The organism is Nocardia sp. NPDC059154 (assembly GCF_042755705.1).
In the GTDB taxonomy this organism is placed as follows: Bacteria; Actinomycetota; Actinomycetes; order Mycobacteriales; family Mycobacteriaceae; genus Nocardia.
In genome coordinates this window covers 1,554-19,578 of the sequence record NZ_JBHZCS010000117.1, presented here as the reverse complement: position 1 = coordinate 19,578, position 18,025 = coordinate 1,554, and the positions used below count along the sequence as shown (strand labels likewise).

The window sequence follows — 18,025 nt, the reverse complement described above, 5'->3', positions numbered from 1 at the left end:
AGGCCACGATCCATATCGCTGTCATCAACCAGTGGCTGCGACACAGTTGAGGGCGAGCCACAGGCCCGCCCTCAACACTTCGAAACAGAACCTAGTCGACCGGGGGCAGGGCGATCGGGCCGGGTTCGAACACGGTCACCAGCACGATGAGGTTGCCGTAGGGCGCGTTCCCGTTGGCGAGGCGGTGCGCGGCCCGGGCGAGAGCGGTACGCCACCCGTACTTGGCCTCGATCTCGGCCTGCACCCGGGGCACGAAAGTGCCCGTGCTGAGCAGGCGGGCCGTGCCCTGGAGCTGGCGGGAACCGAGTTTGGGATTGCCGCGCCAGTCGCCGGGCTGCACCAGCACCCGGCCGTCCTCGGCGAGTTGCTCGGCCTCGGTGGAGAACGACGAGGTCCGGAAGGCGAGACCGTTGTCACCGATGGGGACCACCAGCCGCGGCACGGTGACCAGCCGGCGCGGGCCGGTGGTCCGGGTCACCAGCACCGTTTTCGCCTGCTGCCAGACGGCGGCCGGGCCGGAGATTTCGCCGCGCGCCGGTATCGGTGCGGGCGCCGCCGCCCCGGGGCGGGCGAACTGGGTACGCGCGGCCGCCGGGTCGATCGTCATGTCGGTCATCGCCTTCGATCCTTCCGTGCCGAATTCCATTGCCGGGCTCGGTGCCGGGCGCAGAGCGAGGCGGTGCAACGGCACCACACAGCGATTGCCATGTATTCGCTCATTCGGCGGCGACCATCTCGCTGTGGGCCGGTCCGGCACGGTGGCACAAGAGCGACACACGGGCCAGCCCATTGAGTTTCACCACATGGCACTCGTGGGCCACCCTGCCCCAACACTTCTCGACCACGTCGAGCCCGTCCCCTTCGATAGTCCAGGCGTTCCGCAGATCTGGCAACAACACAGGTCAGACGTCGTGAATTTGTAGCGGGGAGATCGCTCGGGGCCGGAAGATCCGCCGCAGCAGGGCCTGAAGGATCCCTGCAAAGCCGCCGGGCCGCGAGTTCGGCGAAGGTGAGCCCCAGGGGAGTGAGCGCCTCCCAGCGGCGCACCGTCCACCCGACCGTGGGACAGCGGGTGATACCGGTTGTCCTTCTCGAACCAGGTGAGGGCGCCGCGACCCGGCAGGTGTGGAACATGGTTGCTCGACCTGCGGGGGCCGGGTTTGGCCTAGGCTGCTCGGCGTGAGTGCCGCTGGGTCGCGAACGATTGCTTTGCCGCAGTGCCGGGTGAGCTGTGCCGAGTACGGTGCGGGAGAGGGAATGCCGGTTCTGTACTGCCACGGCGTACCTGGAACACATTTGGAGGGTGAGGCTTTCGATGCGGCCGGGGTGGCGGCGGGAATTCGCGTCATCGCGGTCGATCGGCCCGGAATGGCGGAATCGTCGCTGCCGGCGGGGGCGCGGGTGGCGGACTGGGTCGGCACGGTGGCCGCGCTGGCGGATCGGCTGGGGCTGGGGCGATTCGGGGTCATCGGGGTGAGCGGCGGCGGGCCCTTTGCGCTGGCGGTCGCGGCTGGGCTGCCCGGCCGGGTGACGGGTGTGGCGCTCATTTCCGCGCCCGCGCCGCTCGGTGAACAGGCCGACGCCGCGGACCTGGATCCGGTGGCGCGCCGGCGTCGGCGGGGGCTGAATGTCCTGCGGCGGGCCCCTTTTCTGGTGTATCCGATGGCGATGGAGATGTCGCTGGTGATCCGCCGGCGGAAGGGGGTCGCGGGATTGGTCGCGCAGATGGCGGACGTGGATCGCGAGCGGGTCGAGGGCGATCCCGAGCTGGCCGACAAGCTGGAGGCCAATCTGCGGCGCAGTTTCGAGCAGGGCAGCCGTGGTTTCGCTTCCGACATTCGCCTGGTCTTCACCCGCGAATGGGGATTCCGGCTGTCCGACGTGACCGTGCCGGTGCAGGTCTGGCACGGCGAGGCCGACGGCAATGTCCCCGCCGACGATGCCCGCCGGCTCGCCGCGGCGCTCCCGGACGCCCGGCTGCACCTCGTGCCCGGCGCGGGCCACCTGCTGTTCGTCGACCGTGCGGCCGACATCCTCGCCTCCCTCGAAATCGACAACACGCCGTGACCGGCGGGCGTCGGGCACGAGGTGCGGCCGAGGTCAGAGGCCGACGAGTTCCGCAGGGGTGGACATGTCCTGCTACGCCCTGCGTCGATCGAGATGCGTTGCCGCGCTACCCCAGTGCGTGGGCGGTGGTGTATCCGAGCAGCGCCGCGCCGAGCCCCGCGATGATGCTCACGGCGACATTGAGCGTGGCGTACAGATACGAGCGCTGCTCGGCGAGACGGATGGTCTCGTAGCCGAACGTGCTGTACGTGGTCAGTGCGCCACAGAATCCGGTGCCGACGAGCGCGTAGGTGGGAGACGAGACCGCGGCGCCGGTGAGCGAGCCCAGGATCAGGCAGCCGGTGAGGTTGACCGTCAGTGTGCCCCAGGGGAAGACGCTGTCGTGGCGGGTCTGGATGGCGCGGTCGGTGAGATACCGCGCCGGGGCGCCGACCATCGCGCCGAGAATAACGAGCAGCGCGGTCATGCGGTGGCCTCCCGGCGTCGGGCGATCTGGTGGGTGCAGGCCGCGCGGGTGAGACGGACCGCGACCAGGGTCGCCAGCAGCGCGCACACCAGGGTGGCGGCCATGTAGGTGAATGCCGTTGCGACCGTGCCCGGTTGCAGCAGTCCGCGGGTTTCGTTGGCGTAGGTGGAGAAGGTGGTGAATCCGCCGAGGATGCCGACGCCGAGGAACGGGCGCACCAGCGGATGGGCGGTGATGGTCTCGGTGACGATCACCATCAGCACGCCGATGAGGAAGCAACCGGCCACATTGGTGAGGAAGGTGGCCCATGGGAAGCCGGCGACCGGGGTGGGCCACTCCAGCGCGAGCCCGTATCGGGCCAGCGCACCGAGCGCCCCGCCGATCGAGATCACGGTCAGGATCGCACCGTGCGATCGCGACAGTTCCTGTGGTTGCCCGGGTTGATGCAGATCGACATCGGGGTCGATCGGTTCGAAGATCTCGACACTACGGGTCGAATCCAGCTCACTGCTCACACACGTCTCCTACTCCAGCGCACCCCGAGGGTGTCATTGTGGGGTAGGGACTGTTGGCGGCTGGTGGCCGCGGTTGTTCCGTGACTTCGGAGCGGCGAGCCCCACCGCCGCTATCTCGAACAGGATAGCGAGCCTACGCGGGTCTCCGCTGACGATGTGGGTCAGATCACGCCCCATCCGTCGCGGCTTGCGGGTACGGGCGCGGCGTCCGGGGGCGCCGGTGGGGGCGTGCCAGCGCTGGAGAGCGCTGCGGAAGGAACGGGGGTCCTGGCCGAGTTTCGTTGCGATGGAACGGATCCGGTGGCTTCGCGGGGAGGCTGGCCCAGCTGCAGGTGGTGAAATCGGCGACTTCGAGCGCCGAGTGATTTGACTCGGTCACGTCCCCGGGTTCAGTATGGGTCGGTCAGCACCTCGCTAGGCGAGGCTCCTGTACGAACACAGGCCACTGATCCGACGACGTCGAGAGACGCCCAGGGTTAGGACAGATCTCCCCGGATTAAGGGGTGATCCGAAGTGGCTTTCCGCGAAGGGATACGTCGTGCAGTGCCGAAGCTCTGACGAGAGGGGTGCCCGCAATGTCACTGGTCGTGGCATTGTTTTCCCCTCCGCCCGGTGCGACACCCGTAGATGTGGTCGACGCGCGTGCGTCCCGGCGGCAAGGAGGTGAGGGGCGAATGAGTTCCGGCGATAGTCCATATCCCAGTCCGGTTCGAAAACCATTGTCGTTCCCGGCTTGCCGCGCACTGAGCGCTTCCTGAAGCATTCGGAATTCCGTGGCGGCCGATCCTCCGAAGGAGTTCTCTCATGGCCGTCATCGCATTTCCGCGTACCCGGACCGCGCTGACCGTCCTGTCGGTGCTCGGCGACTCGGCGCGGCGGGTTCACGCGCGCCACCACCTCACCGAATCCGAGCGCGCCAACCTGCGCATCGCCCGCTCCCGGGTCGCGGTCTACACCGCCTCGCTGGGCGGTCACCCCTACCACGCGTAGGCCCTCGGGGCCGCGGGCCGACGCCCGCGGCGGCGGGAGGGTGGTCTTCACAGCGGTTTCTCAGCGGCCGGACGGCACAGTGTTCGCGTGACAAACCATGTGACACTTCCTGATTCGGCCCGGTCCGGGCTGCCCGTCAAGGTTCCGCAGATCACCGCGCTGTTCTGGGTGATCAAGGTGCTCTCCACCGGAATGGGAGAGACCTTCTCCGACTTCCTCGTCAAGCACCTGCCGCCGCTGCTGGCGGTCGGTGGTGCCCTGGTGCTCTTCACCGTGAGCCTGGCCGCCCAGATCCGCGCACCCCGCTACCGCGTCTGGACCTATTGGACCGCCGTGGTCATGGTGGCCATCTTCGGCACCATGGTCGCCGACATCGTGGATTTCGTGGTCGGCATTCCGCTGGGGATCTCGACCGTGCTGTTCCTGGCCCTGCTCGCGGGCGTGCTGCTGCTCTGGTACCGCGTCGAGGGCACCCTGGACGTGCACAGCATCGATACCCGCCGGCGCGAAGGCTTCTACTGGACAACGGTCGTGGTGACCTTCGCGCTCGGCACCGTCGCCGGCGACTTCACCGCCGCGACACTGCATTTGGGCTACCTGGTGTCGTCACTGCTGTTCGCCGTCGCGATCGCGGTGCCGGCGGTGGCCTGGCGCTGGGGCGGGATCGATCCGGTGCTCGCCTTCTGGGCCGCCTACGTGGTCACCCGCCCGCTGGGCGCCTCGGTGACCGACTGGCTCGCCTCCGACCGCAGCGACGGCCTGAACCTGGGCACCGGCTGGGTCACCCTCGCCGCAGCGGTCCCCATGGTCGTGCTCATCGCGGTGCTCGCGCGCCGTCAGGACCGGGTGCAGGCGGTCGGCGTGCACCCGTGACGTCGAGAAGGGCTGCAGCGCTGGGGGTTCGGGAACCTGCCATGGTGTCGAATCGACGCGCGGCAGGTTTCAGGGCTGTTCGCCGATATTGCCGATGACCTGGTTGAGGTGGGCGCGGCCGTCCTCGAGCTGGTAGGTGACGCCCGCGATGGCGCAGCGGCCGGAGTCGACCGCGTGCGAGATGATCTGCGAGCGCTCCATCAGCACGCGGCTGGTCTCGGCCACGTGCCTGGCCTCGAGCTCGTCGACGGTGCTCAGGCCCTCGCGGCGGCCGAGCAGGATCGACGGCGTGACGCGTTCGACGAGGCTGCGGATGAACCCGCCGGGGACCGCCCCGCCGTCGAGCGCGTCGAGGGTGGCCTTGACGGCGCCGCAGCTGTCGTGGCCGAGCACCACGATCAGCGGGACATTGAGCACCTGCACGCCGTATTCGATGGAACCCAGCACCGAGCTGTCGATGACGTGCCCGGCCGTGCGGACCACGAACATGTCGCCGAGGCCCTGGTCGAAGATGATCTCGGCGGCGACCCGGGAATCGCCGCAGCCGAACAGGATGGCGGTGGGGTGCTGGCCGCCGACCAGCTCGGCGCGGTGACCGGCGCCCTGGCTGGGGTGGACCTGGGTGCCCCGCATGAAACGCTCGTTGCCTTCGCGAAGAGATTTCCAGGCGCTGATCGGATTTGAGTGAGGCATATGTCCGATTCTGCACATCGGCGATCGGGTGTGCCGACCCACCCCCGTCCGTTCGTGTTCCGGACGCTTGGTCCGATGACGCGCGGGATTCGACGGTCGGACGACCATCATTGCGTCTATTGGTTTGTGCAACAAAGGGATTCGTGACGTGCCGAGATCGGTGTGTCGCCTGGCGTGGCGCGGTGCAGGGTTACCCACCTCCGTGATATCCATTACAATCTCTTTGGTTTCGGTCCCGTTCGGCCCGGCCGGACGCGGTGGAGTTGTTCGACGTTTTCGGCGCGCGGGATTGGAGACTGTGATGACGGTGTCGGCCGTGACCGATTCACCTCTCGACCATGGCGCGATTCGCGTGCGGATCGATGCCGCCCTGCACGAATTCCTCGACCGGAAGGCCGAATCGGCGGCGGCCTGCCGGCTGCCCGCGGACGTGGTGGGCGCGGTCCGCTCCTTCCTGTTCGCCCGCGGGAACCGGATCCGGTCCCTGTTCTGTGTCCTCGGCTGGTACGCGGGCGGCGGGATCGAACTGCCGGACGCGGTGGTGCGGACCGCGGCCGCGGTCGAACTCCTGCACACCGCCACGCTGATCCACGACGACCTCCTCGACGATCGCGACACCCGCGACGGGCGGCCCACCGTGCATCGCATCGCCGCCGACCGCAGCCGGCGGGTCCGGGACGGGCACGCGGCCGAACGGTTCGGCGCGCGCAGCGCCATCGTCCTCGGCGACTGCGGCCTGGGCTGGGCCCAGGAGCTGCTGCACGGCGCCGGACTCTCCCCGGCGCAGAGCGCGGCGGCCGCGGCGGTGCTCGACACCCTGCGCACCGAGGTGAACTACGGCCGCTATCTGGAACTGGTCACCAGTGGCCGCCCGACCTCGGATCTGGATCAGGCGCTGGAGATCCTGCGCTATCGCACCGTGGCATGCATGGTGGAGCGGCCCCTGCACGTGGGCGCGGCGCTCGCCGACGCGGACGCGGACGTGATGGGGGCGCTGACCGCCTATGCCTGCCCGCTGGGCGAGGCCGCGCGGCTGCAGGACGAGCTGCGCAACGTGTTCCACGACGTCGAGCCGGTCGGCCACGCCGGCCTGCAGGATCTGCGCGAGGGCAGGCACACCGTCCTGCTCGCCCTGGCCCTGCGCCATGCCACCCCCGAGCGCCGCGACCACCTGACCGGGCTCGTGGGCAATGCGCGCCTGGACGAGTCCGGCGCCGCGCTCTGCCGCGACATCCTTTCCGTCACAGCACGTTTCGAAGTGGAGCGGATGATCGGGCAGCGCCGGATGCTGATCGGGACCGCACTCGACGACACCCGGATCCCCGAATTCGCGGCGGCGGGACTGCGCACTGCCGCCGACATGATCATCGGCTGAGGCGCCGCCGGCGGCCACCTCGCGGCCCGCGCCGAGCGCGAGTTCGGCGTTCTGGCTCGTTGCCGTCGCGTAGGCCGGTTCCTCTGTTACGGTGGCCAAGGCCGGTCCCGGGATCGGCTGGAGCACAAGAGAATTGACTGGTTATGACGCATGGCGGCGTTGCCGATGGGGCACAGGCCGTGGGTGGAGAATCACGCGTGCCGCTGTACTCGGCCGAGTTCGCGGCGGATCCACATCGTATCTATCGTGAGCTGCGGGCGCGATTCGGATCGCTGGCGCCGGTGGAGCTGGCGCCGGGCGTGCCGGCCACACTGGTGATCGGGTACCGGACCGCACTGCGAATCCTCAACGACCCGGAGCATTTTCCCGCCGATCCGCGCGTATGGCAGCGCACCGCGCCGCCGGACAGCCCGGTCATGCCGATGCTCGAATGGCGGCCCAATGCGCTGCGCAGCAGCGGATCCGATCATCGGCGGTACCGGACGGTCAATGTGGCCGCACTCGATGCGGTGGATCCGCACGCCCTGCACGCGACCGTGGAACGGGTCGCGGTACCGCTGATCAACGCGTTCTGCGCGGACGGGAGCGCGGATCTGGTGTCGCAGTACGCGTTTCCGCTCGCGTTCCACATGATCAACGCACTGCTGGGCTGCCCGCCGGCCATCGGGCAGCGCATCGCGGCCGGTCAGGCGGCGATCTGGGAGGGTGTCGACGCCGAGGCCGGGAACCAGATGATCACCTCGGCCGTGCTGGAGCTGGTCGTGCTCAAACGCGCCCAGCCCGGCGACGACGTCGTGTCAAGGCTGGTCGCGCACCCGGCGGAGCTCACCGACGAGGAGATGATCCACCAGATCGTCACCCTCTACGGCGCGGGCATCGAACCCGAGCAGAACCTCATCGTCAACACCCTGCGGCTCATGCTCACCGACACCCGGTTCGCGGGAAACCTGCTGGGCGGCAGCCTGTCCACCCGCGGCGCCCTGGACGAGGTGCTGTTCACCGACCCGCCCGGCGCCAACTACTGCGTCAGCTATCCGCGGCATCCGATTCTCGTCGACGGCGTGTGGCTGCCCGCGCATCAGCCGGTGGTGGTGAGCATGGCGGCCTGCAACAACGATCCCGCGGTCGGCGCGCGCGAATTCACCGACAACCGCGCGCATCTCGCGTGGAGCGTCGGACCGCACGCGTGCCCGGCCCGGTCACCGGCCTACCTCATCGCCCAGGACGCCATCGACCAGCTGCTCGACGCGCTGCCGGAACTGCGGCTCGCCGTCCCCGATGCCGAATTGATCTGGCGGCCAGGGCCTTTCCATCGCGCGCTGAGCGCACTCCCCGTCGTTTTCCCGCCGGCCCTGCCCATGCACGTGAACTGAGGAGAACACCGATGACCGCCGAACCCATCACCCTCGACCCCACCGGCGTCGACACCCACGGCGAGATTGCCCGGCTCCGCGAGCGCGGGCCCGCCACCCTGGTGGAGCTGCCCGGTGGGGTGCGCGCGTGGTCGGTCACCGATACCCGCCTGCTCGAACTGCTGCTCACCGACGCCCGCGTGTCCAAGGACGCGCGTCAGCACTGGCCCGCGTTCGTCAACGGTGAGGTGCAGTCCGACTGGCCGCTGTTCGCGTGGGTGGCGGTGAACAATATGTTCACCGCCTACGGCGCCGACCACCGGCGACTGCGCAAGCTCGTCGCGCCCTCCTTCACCGCGCGTCGCAGCGCCGCCCTGCAGCCGCAGATCGAGGCCATCACCGCGGAACTGCTCGACACTCTGGCCGCGCTGCCCGCCGGCGAGGTGGTCGACCTGCGCGAGGCGTTCTGCTACCAGCTGCCCATCCGCGTCATCTCCGAATTGATGGGCGTCCCGGACGAGATGCTGCCCGGCCTGCGGGTCTGCGCCGACGGGCTGTTCGACACCACGCTCGGCGCGGAGAAAGCGGCGGCCAACTACTTCGAGCTCTACCGCCTGCTCGGCGAACTCGTCGCCCGCAAGCGGGCCGAGCCCGGCGACGACCTGACCAGCGCGCTCATCGCCGCCCGCGACGACGAGGACGGTTCGCGGCTGACCGAGCAGGAACTGGTCGACACCCTGCTGCTGGTCATCAGCGCGGGCCACGAGACCACCATCAACCTGCTCGACCAGGCCATCACCGCAGCCCTCGGGCACCCCGATCAGCTGAAGGCGCTGCGCGCGGGGGAGGTCGCCTGGCCCGAACTGGTCGAGGAGTCACTGCGTTTCGAGACCGCGGCCGTGCATGCCCCGCTGCGGTTCGCCGTCGAGGACATCGACTACGAGGACGTCCACATCGCCAAGGGCGACCCCATCATCGTCTGCTACGCCGCCCCCGGCCGCGACGTGAAGGTGCACGGCGACACCGCCGCCGAATTCGACCTCACCCGGGAGAACAAGAGCCACATGGCTTTCGGTCACGGCGTCCACCACTGCCTCGGTGCGCCCCTGGCCCGCCTGGAGGCGAACACCGCACTCCCACAGCTCTTCCACCGGTTCCCCGACCTGCGCCTGGCCGTCCCGGTGGACGAACTCCCCGCGCTGCCGAGCTTCATCTCCAACGGCCACGCCTCGCTGCCCGTCCATCTCACCGCCGACCAGTAGCCCGCGCAGGCGGCGGTATCAGGGCACGATGACGGCGCGGCGCGCATCGTGCCCGCCGCCGGCCGCCGATACGCCGCCTCGTACGGGCTGATGCCGAATCCGACTCGTGCCGCGGACGTTCCGTTGCCGAGGCCGACGAGGGCCACCCCGGAATCCAGCCCCGCCACCGCCCTCGATGTCGACGGGCGGCCGATAGCCGACGAAATCCAGCGCCAGGCTCGCCCCGGCGCTGCCGGCCGATCTTGCGAACGTTCTCCGCCGCCCGGACGTCCGACAGCACCGACTCGTGCGCGCCAACGGATTTCGCGAACCCGAGCATGTCGCCGGATATCACGAAATCATCGGAGTGATACACGCCCGCCGCGGTGACCTTCAACAGCACCTGCCCGGGCGCGGGTTCGCGCGTGGGCCCGGCGACATCCTGCGATGCGCGTTCGGCGATAGCGTGGGCCGATGAGTTTGGGCGAGTGGCGCGGTCAGTAGGGAGGAACAACGAACCGCAGCCGTGCCGCTGTGAGGTGACGGATCGATGGCCGGGCCATCACCGCGCTCTCACCGGCAGGCTGCGCTGAGCCGGGAGGTTATTTCGAGTGTCGAACGCTATTTCTCGTGACGAGTTGTGGGCCATGGCTCACGCCGAACGTGCGGCGCTGGCCGATGATCTCGCCGATCTGACCGATCGGCAGTGGGCGGTGCGGTCGCTGTGCGGAGAGTGGACGGTGGAAGAGGTCGTCGCCCACCTCACCGCGGCGGCGAGTACCGGCCGAATCCGGTGGCTGGTCAGCGCTTTCGGGGCCCGCTTCGACTTCGAGAAACACAATGCCCGGCGGTTGGCCGAGCATCGCGGCGCGACTCCCGCGGAGACGTTGGACCGGTTCCGGGCGATCATCACCAGCACCACCGCGCCGTTCGGCCATACGGCTGCCTGGCTCGGTGAGGTGGTCGTCCACGGCCAGGACATCCGCCGTCCGCTGGGACTGCCGCGTGAGCCGTCGATCGAGGCCGTCACCGAGGTCGCCCGGTTCTTCGCCAGCCGGGACTTCACCGTCCGCAGCCGCAGCGCTATCGAAGATCTGCGGCTGGAAGCGACCGACGGACCCTTCGCGATCGGAACCGGCCCTCTGGTCAGCGGAACGACGATCGCCTTGACCATGGCGATGGCAGGGAGAGCCGCCTATTGCGACGACCTCACCGGACCCGGCGTGGCGACGCTGCGCAGTCGTCTCTGAAACTGTCCCGGACCGGCTCCTCCGCCACGACTAGGGCCTGAGGACGATCTTGCCGTGGGTGTGGCGGCGTTCGAGTTCGGTGTAGGCCTCGCGGACCTGTGCCAGCGGGTAGACGTTCGCGATCGGGACTTCGAGGTGTCCGTCGGCGATCAGGCCGGCCAGCTCGGCGAGCATCGCGCCGCCGGGCCCGGCCTCGCTCCGCCGTCGGTCTTCACCCCGTACTGCGCGGCTGCGGCGTAATCGGCGATGGTGTCGATCCGCTCGGTCGCGACGCCGAGGGCGAGGGTCACCTCGACGTACTCGTTGCCGAAGGTGTCGATGAAGGCGTCGACACCGCCGGGGGCGGCGGCCTTGATCCGGTCCGTGACGTCGTCGCCGTACGCGATCGGGATCACGCCGCGGCTGCGCAGCCATTCGTGGTTGCTCTCGCTCTCCAGGCCGATGACCCGCGACACTTCGGTGCCTGCCGAACCTTTCCGGCTCTACCGTGATGATCATGTTGGATCTTCCGGTACCGCCGGTTTCGCGCTTCCACCAGCTGCACTATCAGGACGAGCCGCTGCTGCTGCCCAATGTCTGGGATTTCGCCACGGCGGCCGCGCTGGTCGCGGACGGGTACCCGGCGATCGGCACCACCAGCCTCGGCGTGGCCGCGGCGCACGGACTGCCGGACGAGGCCGGGTCGACGCTGCACGAAACCCTCGCGCTGGCAGGCGCACTCGTGCGGCTCCCGGTCCCGGTGACCGTCGACATCGAATCCGGGTTCGGCGCCGACCCGCGCGAATTGGCGGCGCGACTGTGGGACCTGGGTGTCGCCGGGGTGAACGTGGAGGACGCGGCCGGCGATGCCCGCGCGCACGCCGACCTGGTCCGCGGACTCAAGGACGGCGCGCCCGGACTGTTCGTCAATGCCCGCGTCGACACCTACTGGCTGGGCCGCGACCACGACACCACCCTCGATCGCGCGCATCGTTACGTCGACGCCGGCGCCGATGGCATCTTCGTCCCCGGCGTCATCCGCGACGACGACATCACCGCTCTGGTCCGATCAATTCCCGTGCCGCTCAACGTCCTTGCCCAACGCCCCCTCGCCGACCTGGCACGCCTCGGCGTCAAACGCGTCAGCACCGGTTCCCTCCTCTACCGCGCCGCTCTCGACGCGGCCGTGACCGCCGCACGCACGGTCCGCGACGGCGGCCGAGTCGAACCGGCGACAACCTATGGAGACATCGCCACCCTGATACCCACTCCGCCGGAAGAGGATCGAACCGCACCCCTCACCTGACGAACGTGGATTCCGGAACCTGATCGGCGACTGTGCCGCGGTGATGACCCGGTCGGAGTGCCGGCCGGGTCACGCAGGTGCCCAGCGATTCGCCGTCAGGGCGTATCCAGGCAGTCCGTCCGTGGACATGGTGGATTCGTAGATGCGTTCGTAGCTGGTTCGTTCGATCCGCCAGACGCCGTCCTCGCAGCGATAGGTGTCGTTGTAGTAGGCGGCGCCTCGAATGATGCTGCTGTGTTCGGGAAAGATCACGGTGTCTTCCAGGCACCAACTGCCGGTGGCGGATTCGCCATCGACAGTGATCTCCGGATGGTGCACGACGTGGACCGTGATGATATTGCCGCCCAGCGCACCGCGCATGTACTCCACAATCTGCTCACGGCCCTTGAACTCCGCAGGCATCTCGCCGGACGGCGACCCGTACGCGGCGGTGACGTCTTCGCACAGAGTGTCGCCGAATTCATCCCACAGCTTGAGATCCAGCGTGCGCAGATACCGATATTTGAGTGCCCGAATCGCCTCGAGCTCTGCATTCCTCATGCCGCTCAAACTAAGCCCGCCTTTCACCGAATCAACCACTTCCGCCGTTCGGTTCCGGTGAGTAGGACCGGTCACACCCTCGAGCCTGCCGGGTCGACGCTGCCTTCCTTGGAATAGCGGAAGGGGCGCACACCAACGGGGTGATCTGGGGTTATAGCGTCTGTGGCGGAGTTGGAGATGGGCTGATTGGCTTGGTCTATAGTCGGCCGATGACCCCGGAGCTGCGTCATCTGCGGTATCTGCTCGCCGTGGCCGAGCATGGGAGTTTCACGCGCGCTGCGGAGGATTTGCATGTTTCGCAGCCCACGCTCTCGCAGCAGATTCGGCAGCTCGAGCGGCTGGTGGGTGCGCCGCTGCTGGATCGGACCGGGCGTGCTGTCCGGCTCACCGATGCGGGGGAGGTGTATGCCCGGCATGCTCGGCTCGCGCTGGCCGAACTCGATGCCGCCGATCGGGCGGTGCACGATGTCGAGGATCTGTCGCGCGGGCATCTGCGGCTGGCGTACACCCCGACTTTCGCGGCCTATCTGATCGGGCCGCTCATCGCCGAATTGCGCGCCCGGCATCCCGGGATCACTCTCGATATTCGCGAGACCAATCAGGACGTGATCGAATCCGGGCTGCTGGCCGACGATATCGACGTCGGGATCGGGTTCGCGGGCGGGCACCTGCCGGGCATCGAGGCCGCCACCCTGTTCACCGAGACGCTGAGCCTGGTCGGCGCCGATCGGCGGAGTGCGCGCTCGCGCCTGCCGGCGGCGAAGCTCGCCGAATACGATCTCGCCCTGCTCAATCGGGAATTCGTCACCCGGCTGCACATCGACGCCTATTTTCGCGAGCAGGGTGTGAGCCCGCGAATCCTGGTGGAGGCCAACTCGATTCACGCCGTCATCGAGGCGGTTCAGCTCACCGAACTCGCCACCATCCTGCCCGACGGTATCGCCCGCGACCATCCGCGCCTGACGGCCGTGGCGCTGGATCCGCCGCTGCCGACCCGGATCGCGGTTCTGCTCTGCCGCGAGAACGCCTATCGCACCGCGGCCGCGCGTGCCTTCTTCGGGCTCGCCCGGGACTGGAGCGCCCGCCAGGCCGTGTGAATCCCGCCTGCCGGTCAGACGTTCTGCCGATGGCCGGCATCGGCGTGGTCTATACCCGCCGGTCACGGCAATAGCGAGGGTGAACGGGACGGGGCGGGCCGATTGACGATCGGTGTTGTGTCAACAGACACTCGGAGGCCAGCCCGTGCTGGAAAACTCCTTCCGCCATGCGAAATCGAGGATCTACCCATGCTGGTTCCCGACGACACCGCCCAGCTCGTATCGCCGGTGGGTGACAGTGCGATCGCGGCGAATCCCCGCCCGGCGGACGCGGCCGGTGTCGCCTTCGCGCCCGGCCTGAGCACCCGCCTCTACAACCGGGATCTGGCTCCCACCCGACGCGCGGGCCGGCGCTGGTCGGGCTACAGCATCTTCACCCTGTGGGCGAATGACGTGCACAGCCTGGGCAATTACGGCTTCGCGCTGGGGCTGTTCGCGCTCGGCCTGGGCGGCTGGCAGATCCTGGTGGCGCTGGGCCTGGGTTCGGCATTGCTGTTCGTGCTGCTCAGCATCACCGGGTTCATGGGCTTCCGGACCGGCGTCCCGTTCCCGGTGATGACCCGTATTGCCTTCGGTGTGCGGGGCGCGCAGATTCCGGCGCTGCTGCGCGGTGGTGTCGCCGTGGCGTGGTTCGGCATCCAGACCTACCTGGCCTCGCTGGTGCTGCGCGTGCTGATCATCGCGCTCGCGCCCGGTGCAGCGGATTGGGACCACAACTCGATCCTCGGGCTGTCGACACTGGGCTGGATCGCCTTCGGATCCCTGTGGGCCGTACAGACTTTCCTCGCGCAGCGGGGACTGGAAATGATCCGCAAGTACGAGGCGTTCGCCGGACCGGTCATCCTCGTCACCATGGCCGCGCTCGCGGTGTGGGTCTTCGCCAAGGCTGGCGGATCGATCGCGTGGTCGATCGACCACCCGCTGACCGGGTTCGCCATGTGGCACGAGATCTTCGCCGGAGCGGCGCTGTGGGTGGCCGTCTATGCCACCTTCGTGCTCAATTTCTGTGACTTCACCCGGGCATCGAAGAGCCCCGGTTCGATTGTGCGGGGCAACTTCTGGGGCATCCCGATCAACGTGCTCTTCTTCGGCGCCATCGTCGTCGTCATGGCCGGCGGTCAGTTCAAGATCGACGGCCGGGTGATCGCGAGCCCCGCCGACATCGTGCACGCTATCCCGAATACCGCCCTGCTGGTGCTGGCATCGCTGGCGCTGCTGGTCCTGACCGTGGCGGTGAATCTGATGGCGAACTTCGTCGCGCCGATCTACGCGCTCACCAACCTGTTTCCCCGGAGGCTGAACTTCGCCCGCGCCGGACTGGTCAGCGGCATCATCGGCTTGGTCATCCTGCCGTGGAATCTGTACAACAGCCCGGCGGTCATCGAGTACTTCCTCGGCGGGCTCGGCGCGCTGCTCGGCCCGCTGTACGGCATCATCATGGCCGACTACTGGCTGCTGCGCCGCGGCCGCATCGACGTCCCCGCGCTCTACAGCGAGGATCCGGCGGGCGCGTATTTCTATCGGGGCGGCGTCAACCCGCGCGCCCTGGGCGCCTTCGTCCCGGCCGCCGCGGTGTCGCTGCTCGTCGCGTTCATCCCCGCGCTCGCCGCGGTGTCACCGTTCGCGTGGTTCATCGGCGCCGGATCCGGGGCCCTGATCCATCTCCTGATCGCCGACCGCAAGGCCGCGTTCGAGGACGTCTCGGGCGAGCCGATCGCCGTCGAGTGCACCCACTGAACCCACTATCCGGGAGGTAGTCCGATATGCGGATTCTCGTCGTCAATGTCAACACGACCGCGTCGATGACCGACGCCATCGCCGCCCAGGCCCGCGCGGTCGCGGCCACGGGTACCGAGATCGTCGGTCTCACACCGAGATTCGGCGCCGAATCGGTCGAGGGCAACTTCGAGAGCTACCTCGCGGCGGTCGGCGTGATGGACGCCGTCGTCAACTACCCGGAGCCGTTCGACGCGGTCGTGCAGGCCGGTTACGGCGAGCACGGGCGCGAGGGCCTGCAGGAGCTGCTCGACGTCCCCGTCGTCGACATCACCGAGGCCGCCGCCATGACGGCGATGCTGCTCGGCCACGCCTACTCGGTCGTGACCACCCTCGACCGGGCCGTGCCGATGATCGTCGACCGGCTCAAACTCGCCGGCCTGGATGCGCGTTGCGCGTCCGTCCGCGCGAGCGGCCTGCCGGTGCTGGCCCTCGAAGAGGATCCGGCGGCGGCGGTGGTCGCCGTCGTCGACCAGGCCGAGCGTGCGGTCCGCGAGGATGGCGCGGAGGTCATCTGCCTGGGCTGCGGCGGCATGGCGGGCCTGGACCGCCGCATCGCCGAGCGCTGCGGCGTGCCCGTCGTGGATGGTGTGAGCGCTGCGGTCAAGCTCGCGGAATCGCTTGTCGCGCTGGGCCTGTCGACCTCCAAGGTGCGGACCTTCGCGGCGCCGCGCCCGAAGACGGTCACCGGGTGGCCGCTGTCGGGGGCCGCTGCCGGGCTGCTGTCCACCCTTCGCGCCTGACGCTCGCGCGGTATCGTTCCCGGCGATATCGCGGGGAATGCACGCGTCCGTGCGCTGCTCAAATGGGTCATTGGCATGAAAGCGGCTCCGGGCGCGAGGCATTCAGAGTGAAACGTGCGTAACTCACCGGTAGTGTGAATCCCCGTGACCCGATTGTTATCGGGTTCGATTCAGACTATTTGGAGATCGATGACTTCCATGAAGTACACAAAGTTCGTGGCCACCGCATTCATTGCCGCCGCCGCGACCGGTATCGCCGCGGGCACCGGCTACGCCGTCCCCGTCGACCCCGCTCCGGCGGTGGAGCAGTCCCCGTCGACGCTGCACGGCAACCAGCAGGGCGTCGACTACAGCGTGGCGCTCACCGACGCGAACGACATCGTCACCCAGGTGACCGGCGGCCAGTTCAGCCTGGATGCGGCCAGTCAGACCGTGTTCCTGAAGAACCGGGCCGGCGATGTGGTGACCCAGGTGCCGCTGAACGGCACGCTGGCGGGCAAGCAGTACGGCCTCACCGCCGCCATCGACACCGCGGGCACCCAGCTGACCCTGACCCCGGTCTCGGCGCCGGTGTCGAGCGCCAAGGACATCGACTCGCAGGCCGACTTCTTCGGTCAGCTGCAGCACGCCGCGCTGGGCGGCATCATCGGCGGCATCCTGGGCGCCTTCCTGTTCGGGATCGGCGCGATTCCCGGCGCGATCATCGGACTGCTGATCGCCGGCGGCCAGCCGCTGATCGACTCGGGCTCGGCCTATTTCAGCGGGCAGCCCTGAAAACGCTGATTCTCGGCGGCACCCGGGAAGCCCGGGAACTCGCCGATATCGCGTCGGGCGAGCGAGGATTCGACATCGTGTCCTCGCTCGCCGGGCGCGTGCGCGACCCCGTGCTGCCGGTCGGCGAGGTGCGCGTAGGGGGCTTCGGGGGCGTCGCCGGTCTGCGGGAGTGGTTGCGCGGCAATGGAATCGAGGTCGTGGTGGATGCCACGCACCCGTTCGCCGGGGGCATCACCGCCAATGCCGCGGCCGCGGCCGCGAGTCTCGGGATACCGGTGCTGCACGTGCGGCGGCCGGGATGGACCGAGCAGCCCGGGGATCGATGGATGCGCGTTCCGGACCTGGCGCTCGCGGCGGAGGCTGCCGCGGCCCTGGGGAAACGAGTCTTCCTCACCATCGGCCGCCAGGGCGTGGCCGCGTTCGCGCACTCGGACGCGTGGTTCCTGATCCGGGCGATCGACCCGCCCGACGGGGCGATGCCGGTCGATCACGAATTGCTGCTCGCCCGGGGGCCTTTCGGTGTCGCCGACGAGATCGCGCTGCTGACCGAACAGCGCATCGACGTCATGGTGACCAAGGACAGCGGGGGAGCGCTGACCGAGGCCAAACTCACCGCCGCGCGCGAGCTCGGCATACCGGTCGTGATGATCGACCGGCCGCCGCTGCCCGCAGGTGCGGAGCAGGTGGAAACCGTTGCGGCAGCCTGGGATTGGCTGCGCGCCCGGCGTGGAACGGGAAGCTAGGCCGGCCGCGGCTCAGGACAGGCGGCTGGTGCGGTCGAGCAGCTCCGGCAGCCGATCGAACCACTCCAGCACCGCGCGCTCGTAGCGGATGCCGAAATCCAGGGTGGCCCGCTCGTAGGGCGACATGCGTTGCTCGTCGTGGCCGGACAGGTAGCCGGACAGGCGCTGCTCGTGGACGGTGCGGCCGGTGGCGACGATGCGTTCGAGCCGCTGGGGGTCGACGAACTCGCCGAAGGAGAGGGTCA

Annotated in this window: 20 protein-coding genes, 1 pseudogene and 1 riboswitch; of the genes and pseudogenes, 13 read left to right on the top strand and 8 right to left on the bottom strand. The window is 68.8% G+C overall.

The genetic code is table 11. The features are described from left to right. Nucleotides 1-91: 91 nt before the first annotated feature. On the bottom strand, nucleotides 92-616 hold the full coding sequence (locus ACFXN1_RS48835; RefSeq protein ID WP_379400084.1) for a hypothetical protein: 525 nt from the start codon (nucleotides 614-616) through the stop codon (nucleotides 92-94). A 641-nt stretch (nucleotides 617-1,257) separates the two neighbouring features. Between ACFXN1_RS48835 and ACFXN1_RS48830 the strand changes: the two genes are divergently transcribed. After that, a complete protein-coding gene (locus ACFXN1_RS48830; RefSeq protein WP_379464047.1) occupies nucleotides 1,258-2,067 on the top strand; it encodes an alpha/beta fold hydrolase in 810 nt (269 codons plus the stop codon). 106 nt (nucleotides 2,068-2,173) lie between these two features. Here ACFXN1_RS48830 and crcB read toward each other — a convergent pair whose 3' ends face one another. Beyond that, complete coding sequence (crcB, locus tag ACFXN1_RS48825) at nucleotides 2,174-2,533, bottom strand: fluoride efflux transporter CrcB (protein WP_379400082.1); 360 nt, start codon at nucleotides 2,531-2,533, stop codon at nucleotides 2,174-2,176. After that, complete coding sequence (locus ACFXN1_RS48820; RefSeq protein WP_379445916.1) at nucleotides 2,530-3,048, bottom strand: fluoride efflux transporter FluC; 519 nt, start codon at nucleotides 3,046-3,048, stop codon at nucleotides 2,530-2,532. The genes crcB and ACFXN1_RS48820 overlap by 4 nt, the downstream gene beginning before the upstream one ends. A 403-nt stretch (nucleotides 3,049-3,451) precedes the next feature. Further along, a riboswitch (M-box (ykoK) riboswitch) is annotated at nucleotides 3,452-3,621 on the top strand. A gap of 231 nt (nucleotides 3,622-3,852) precedes the next feature. Between ACFXN1_RS48820 and ACFXN1_RS48815 the strand changes: the two genes are divergently transcribed. Together ACFXN1_RS48815 and ACFXN1_RS48810 are read left to right on the top strand one after the other, a co-directional pair. Continuing rightward, complete coding sequence (locus ACFXN1_RS48815) at nucleotides 3,853-4,038, top strand: hypothetical protein (protein ID WP_379445915.1); 186 nt, start codon at nucleotides 3,853-3,855, stop codon at nucleotides 4,036-4,038. Nucleotides 4,039-4,125: 87 nt separating this feature from the next. Then, nucleotides 4,126-4,911, top strand: coding sequence for a hypothetical protein (locus ACFXN1_RS48810; RefSeq protein ID WP_379445914.1), 786 nt, complete (start codon nucleotides 4,126-4,128; stop codon nucleotides 4,909-4,911). Between the two features lie 69 nt (nucleotides 4,912-4,980). On the opposite strand, the gene ACFXN1_RS48805 is transcribed toward ACFXN1_RS48810, so the two are convergent. After that, nucleotides 4,981-5,604 (bottom strand): carbonic anhydrase, encoded by a 624-nt coding sequence (locus ACFXN1_RS48805; RefSeq protein ID WP_364609999.1) that lies wholly within the window; start codon nucleotides 5,602-5,604, stop codon nucleotides 4,981-4,983. 316 nt (nucleotides 5,605-5,920) lie between these two features. Between ACFXN1_RS48805 and ACFXN1_RS48800 the strand changes: the two genes are divergently transcribed. From ACFXN1_RS48800 to ACFXN1_RS48785, 4 genes are all read left to right on the top strand, one after another. After that, nucleotides 5,921-6,979: a polyprenyl synthetase family protein gene (locus ACFXN1_RS48800; protein WP_379445913.1), complete on the top strand. Its 1,059-nt coding sequence runs from the start codon at nucleotides 5,921-5,923 to the stop codon at nucleotides 6,977-6,979. Between the two features lie 143 nt (nucleotides 6,980-7,122). Beyond that, entirely contained in the window at nucleotides 7,123-8,352 is a 1,230-nt protein-coding gene (locus tag ACFXN1_RS48795) for a cytochrome P450 (protein ID WP_379400077.1), read from the top strand. An 11-nt stretch (nucleotides 8,353-8,363) separates the two neighbouring features. Further along, nucleotides 8,364-9,593: a cytochrome P450 gene (locus ACFXN1_RS48790; RefSeq protein WP_379445912.1), complete on the top strand. Its 1,230-nt coding sequence runs from the start codon at nucleotides 8,364-8,366 to the stop codon at nucleotides 9,591-9,593. Between the two features lie 590 nt (nucleotides 9,594-10,183). Then, nucleotides 10,184-10,822 carry a maleylpyruvate isomerase family mycothiol-dependent enzyme gene (locus tag ACFXN1_RS48785; RefSeq protein ID WP_379400074.1) on the top strand — a complete coding sequence of 213 codons (639 nt, stop codon included), beginning with the start codon at nucleotides 10,184-10,186 and terminating at the stop codon, nucleotides 10,820-10,822. Between the two features lie 30 nt (nucleotides 10,823-10,852). On the opposite strand, the gene ACFXN1_RS48780 is transcribed toward ACFXN1_RS48785, so the two are convergent. Together ACFXN1_RS48780 and ACFXN1_RS48775 are read right to left on the bottom strand one after the other, a co-directional pair. Next, nucleotides 10,853-10,996 (bottom strand): zinc-binding dehydrogenase, encoded by a 144-nt coding sequence (locus ACFXN1_RS48780; RefSeq protein ID WP_379445911.1) that lies wholly within the window; start codon nucleotides 10,994-10,996, stop codon nucleotides 10,853-10,855. Continuing rightward, the gene (locus tag ACFXN1_RS48775) at nucleotides 10,972-11,277 is read right to left on the bottom strand and encodes a hypothetical protein (protein WP_379445910.1); all 306 of its coding nucleotides are present in this window, start codon (nucleotides 11,275-11,277) and stop codon (nucleotides 10,972-10,974) included. Before ACFXN1_RS48775 ends, ACFXN1_RS48780 begins: the two co-directional genes overlap by 25 nt. Nucleotides 11,278-11,318: 41 nt before the next feature. Between ACFXN1_RS48775 and ACFXN1_RS48770 the strand changes: the two genes are divergently transcribed. Next, complete coding sequence (locus ACFXN1_RS48770; RefSeq protein WP_379445909.1) at nucleotides 11,319-12,107, top strand: isocitrate lyase/phosphoenolpyruvate mutase family protein; 789 nt, start codon at nucleotides 11,319-11,321, stop codon at nucleotides 12,105-12,107. A 69-nt stretch (nucleotides 12,108-12,176) separates the two neighbouring features. Here ACFXN1_RS48770 and ACFXN1_RS48765 read toward each other — a convergent pair whose 3' ends face one another. Then, complete coding sequence (locus ACFXN1_RS48765) at nucleotides 12,177-12,722, bottom strand: nuclear transport factor 2 family protein (protein WP_379464045.1); 546 nt, start codon at nucleotides 12,720-12,722, stop codon at nucleotides 12,177-12,179. A 134-nt stretch (nucleotides 12,723-12,856) separates the two neighbouring features. Between ACFXN1_RS48765 and cynR the strand changes: the two genes are divergently transcribed. The 5 genes from cynR (at nucleotide 12,857) to ACFXN1_RS48740 (ending at nucleotide 17,780) form a co-directional block, all read left to right on the top strand. Continuing rightward, complete coding sequence (gene cynR / locus ACFXN1_RS48760; RefSeq protein WP_379445307.1) at nucleotides 12,857-13,744, top strand: transcriptional regulator CynR; 888 nt, start codon at nucleotides 12,857-12,859, stop codon at nucleotides 13,742-13,744. Between the two features lie 189 nt (nucleotides 13,745-13,933). Continuing rightward, a complete protein-coding gene (locus ACFXN1_RS48755) occupies nucleotides 13,934-15,481 on the top strand; it encodes an NCS1 family nucleobase:cation symporter-1 (protein ID WP_379445308.1) in 1,548 nt (515 codons plus the stop codon). Between the two features lie 26 nt (nucleotides 15,482-15,507). Next, nucleotides 15,508-16,263, top strand: coding sequence for an aspartate/glutamate racemase family protein (locus tag ACFXN1_RS48750; protein ID WP_379445310.1), 756 nt, complete (start codon nucleotides 15,508-15,510; stop codon nucleotides 16,261-16,263). Between the two features lie 198 nt (nucleotides 16,264-16,461). Next, nucleotides 16,462-17,037 (top strand): hypothetical protein, encoded by a 576-nt coding sequence (locus ACFXN1_RS48745; RefSeq protein WP_379445312.1) that lies wholly within the window; start codon nucleotides 16,462-16,464, stop codon nucleotides 17,035-17,037. After that, on the top strand, nucleotides 17,034-17,780 hold the full coding sequence (locus tag ACFXN1_RS48740; protein ID WP_379445329.1) for a cobalt-precorrin-6A reductase: 747 nt from the start codon (nucleotides 17,034-17,036) through the stop codon (nucleotides 17,778-17,780). The genes ACFXN1_RS48745 and ACFXN1_RS48740 overlap by 4 nt, the downstream gene beginning before the upstream one ends. Before the next feature lie 12 nt (nucleotides 17,781-17,792). Here ACFXN1_RS48740 and ACFXN1_RS48735 read toward each other — a convergent pair. Next, nucleotides 17,793-18,025, bottom strand: a pseudogene (locus ACFXN1_RS48735) (PadR family transcriptional regulator); the annotation flags it as partial.

Excerpts from the sequence above, each read along its gene's own strand:
- ACFXN1_RS48835 (WP_379400084.1), bottom strand. The coding sequence starts at position 616 with ATGACCGACATGACGATCGACCCGGCGGCCGCGCGTACCCAGTTCGCC.
- ACFXN1_RS48830 (WP_379464047.1), top strand. The coding sequence starts at position 1,258 with ATGCCGGTTCTGTACTGCCACGGCGTACCTGGAACACATTTGGAGGGT.
- crcB (WP_379400082.1), bottom strand. The coding sequence starts at position 2,533 with ATGACCGCGCTGCTCGTTATTCTCGGCGCGATGGTCGGCGCCCCGGCG.
- ACFXN1_RS48815 (WP_379445915.1), top strand. The coding sequence starts at position 3,853 with ATGGCCGTCATCGCATTTCCGCGTACCCGGACCGCGCTGACCGTCCTG.
- ACFXN1_RS48805 (WP_364609999.1), bottom strand. The coding sequence starts at position 5,604 with ATGCCTCACTCAAATCCGATCAGCGCCTGGAAATCTCTTCGCGAAGGC.
- ACFXN1_RS48795 (WP_379400077.1), top strand. The coding sequence starts at position 7,123 with ATGACGCATGGCGGCGTTGCCGATGGGGCACAGGCCGTGGGTGGAGAA.
- ACFXN1_RS48790 (WP_379445912.1), top strand. The coding sequence starts at position 8,364 with ATGACCGCCGAACCCATCACCCTCGACCCCACCGGCGTCGACACCCAC.
- ACFXN1_RS48780 (WP_379445911.1), bottom strand. The coding sequence starts at position 10,996 with ATGCTCGCCGAGCTGGCCGGCCTGATCGCCGACGGACACCTCGAAGTC.
- ACFXN1_RS48770 (WP_379445909.1), top strand. The coding sequence starts at position 11,319 with ATGTTGGATCTTCCGGTACCGCCGGTTTCGCGCTTCCACCAGCTGCAC.
- cynR (WP_379445307.1), top strand. The coding sequence starts at position 12,857 with ATGACCCCGGAGCTGCGTCATCTGCGGTATCTGCTCGCCGTGGCCGAG.
- ACFXN1_RS48755 (WP_379445308.1), top strand. The coding sequence starts at position 13,934 with ATGCTGGTTCCCGACGACACCGCCCAGCTCGTATCGCCGGTGGGTGAC.
- ACFXN1_RS48750 (WP_379445310.1), top strand. The coding sequence starts at position 15,508 with ATGCGGATTCTCGTCGTCAATGTCAACACGACCGCGTCGATGACCGAC.
- ACFXN1_RS48745 (WP_379445312.1), top strand. The coding sequence starts at position 16,462 with ATGAAGTACACAAAGTTCGTGGCCACCGCATTCATTGCCGCCGCCGCG.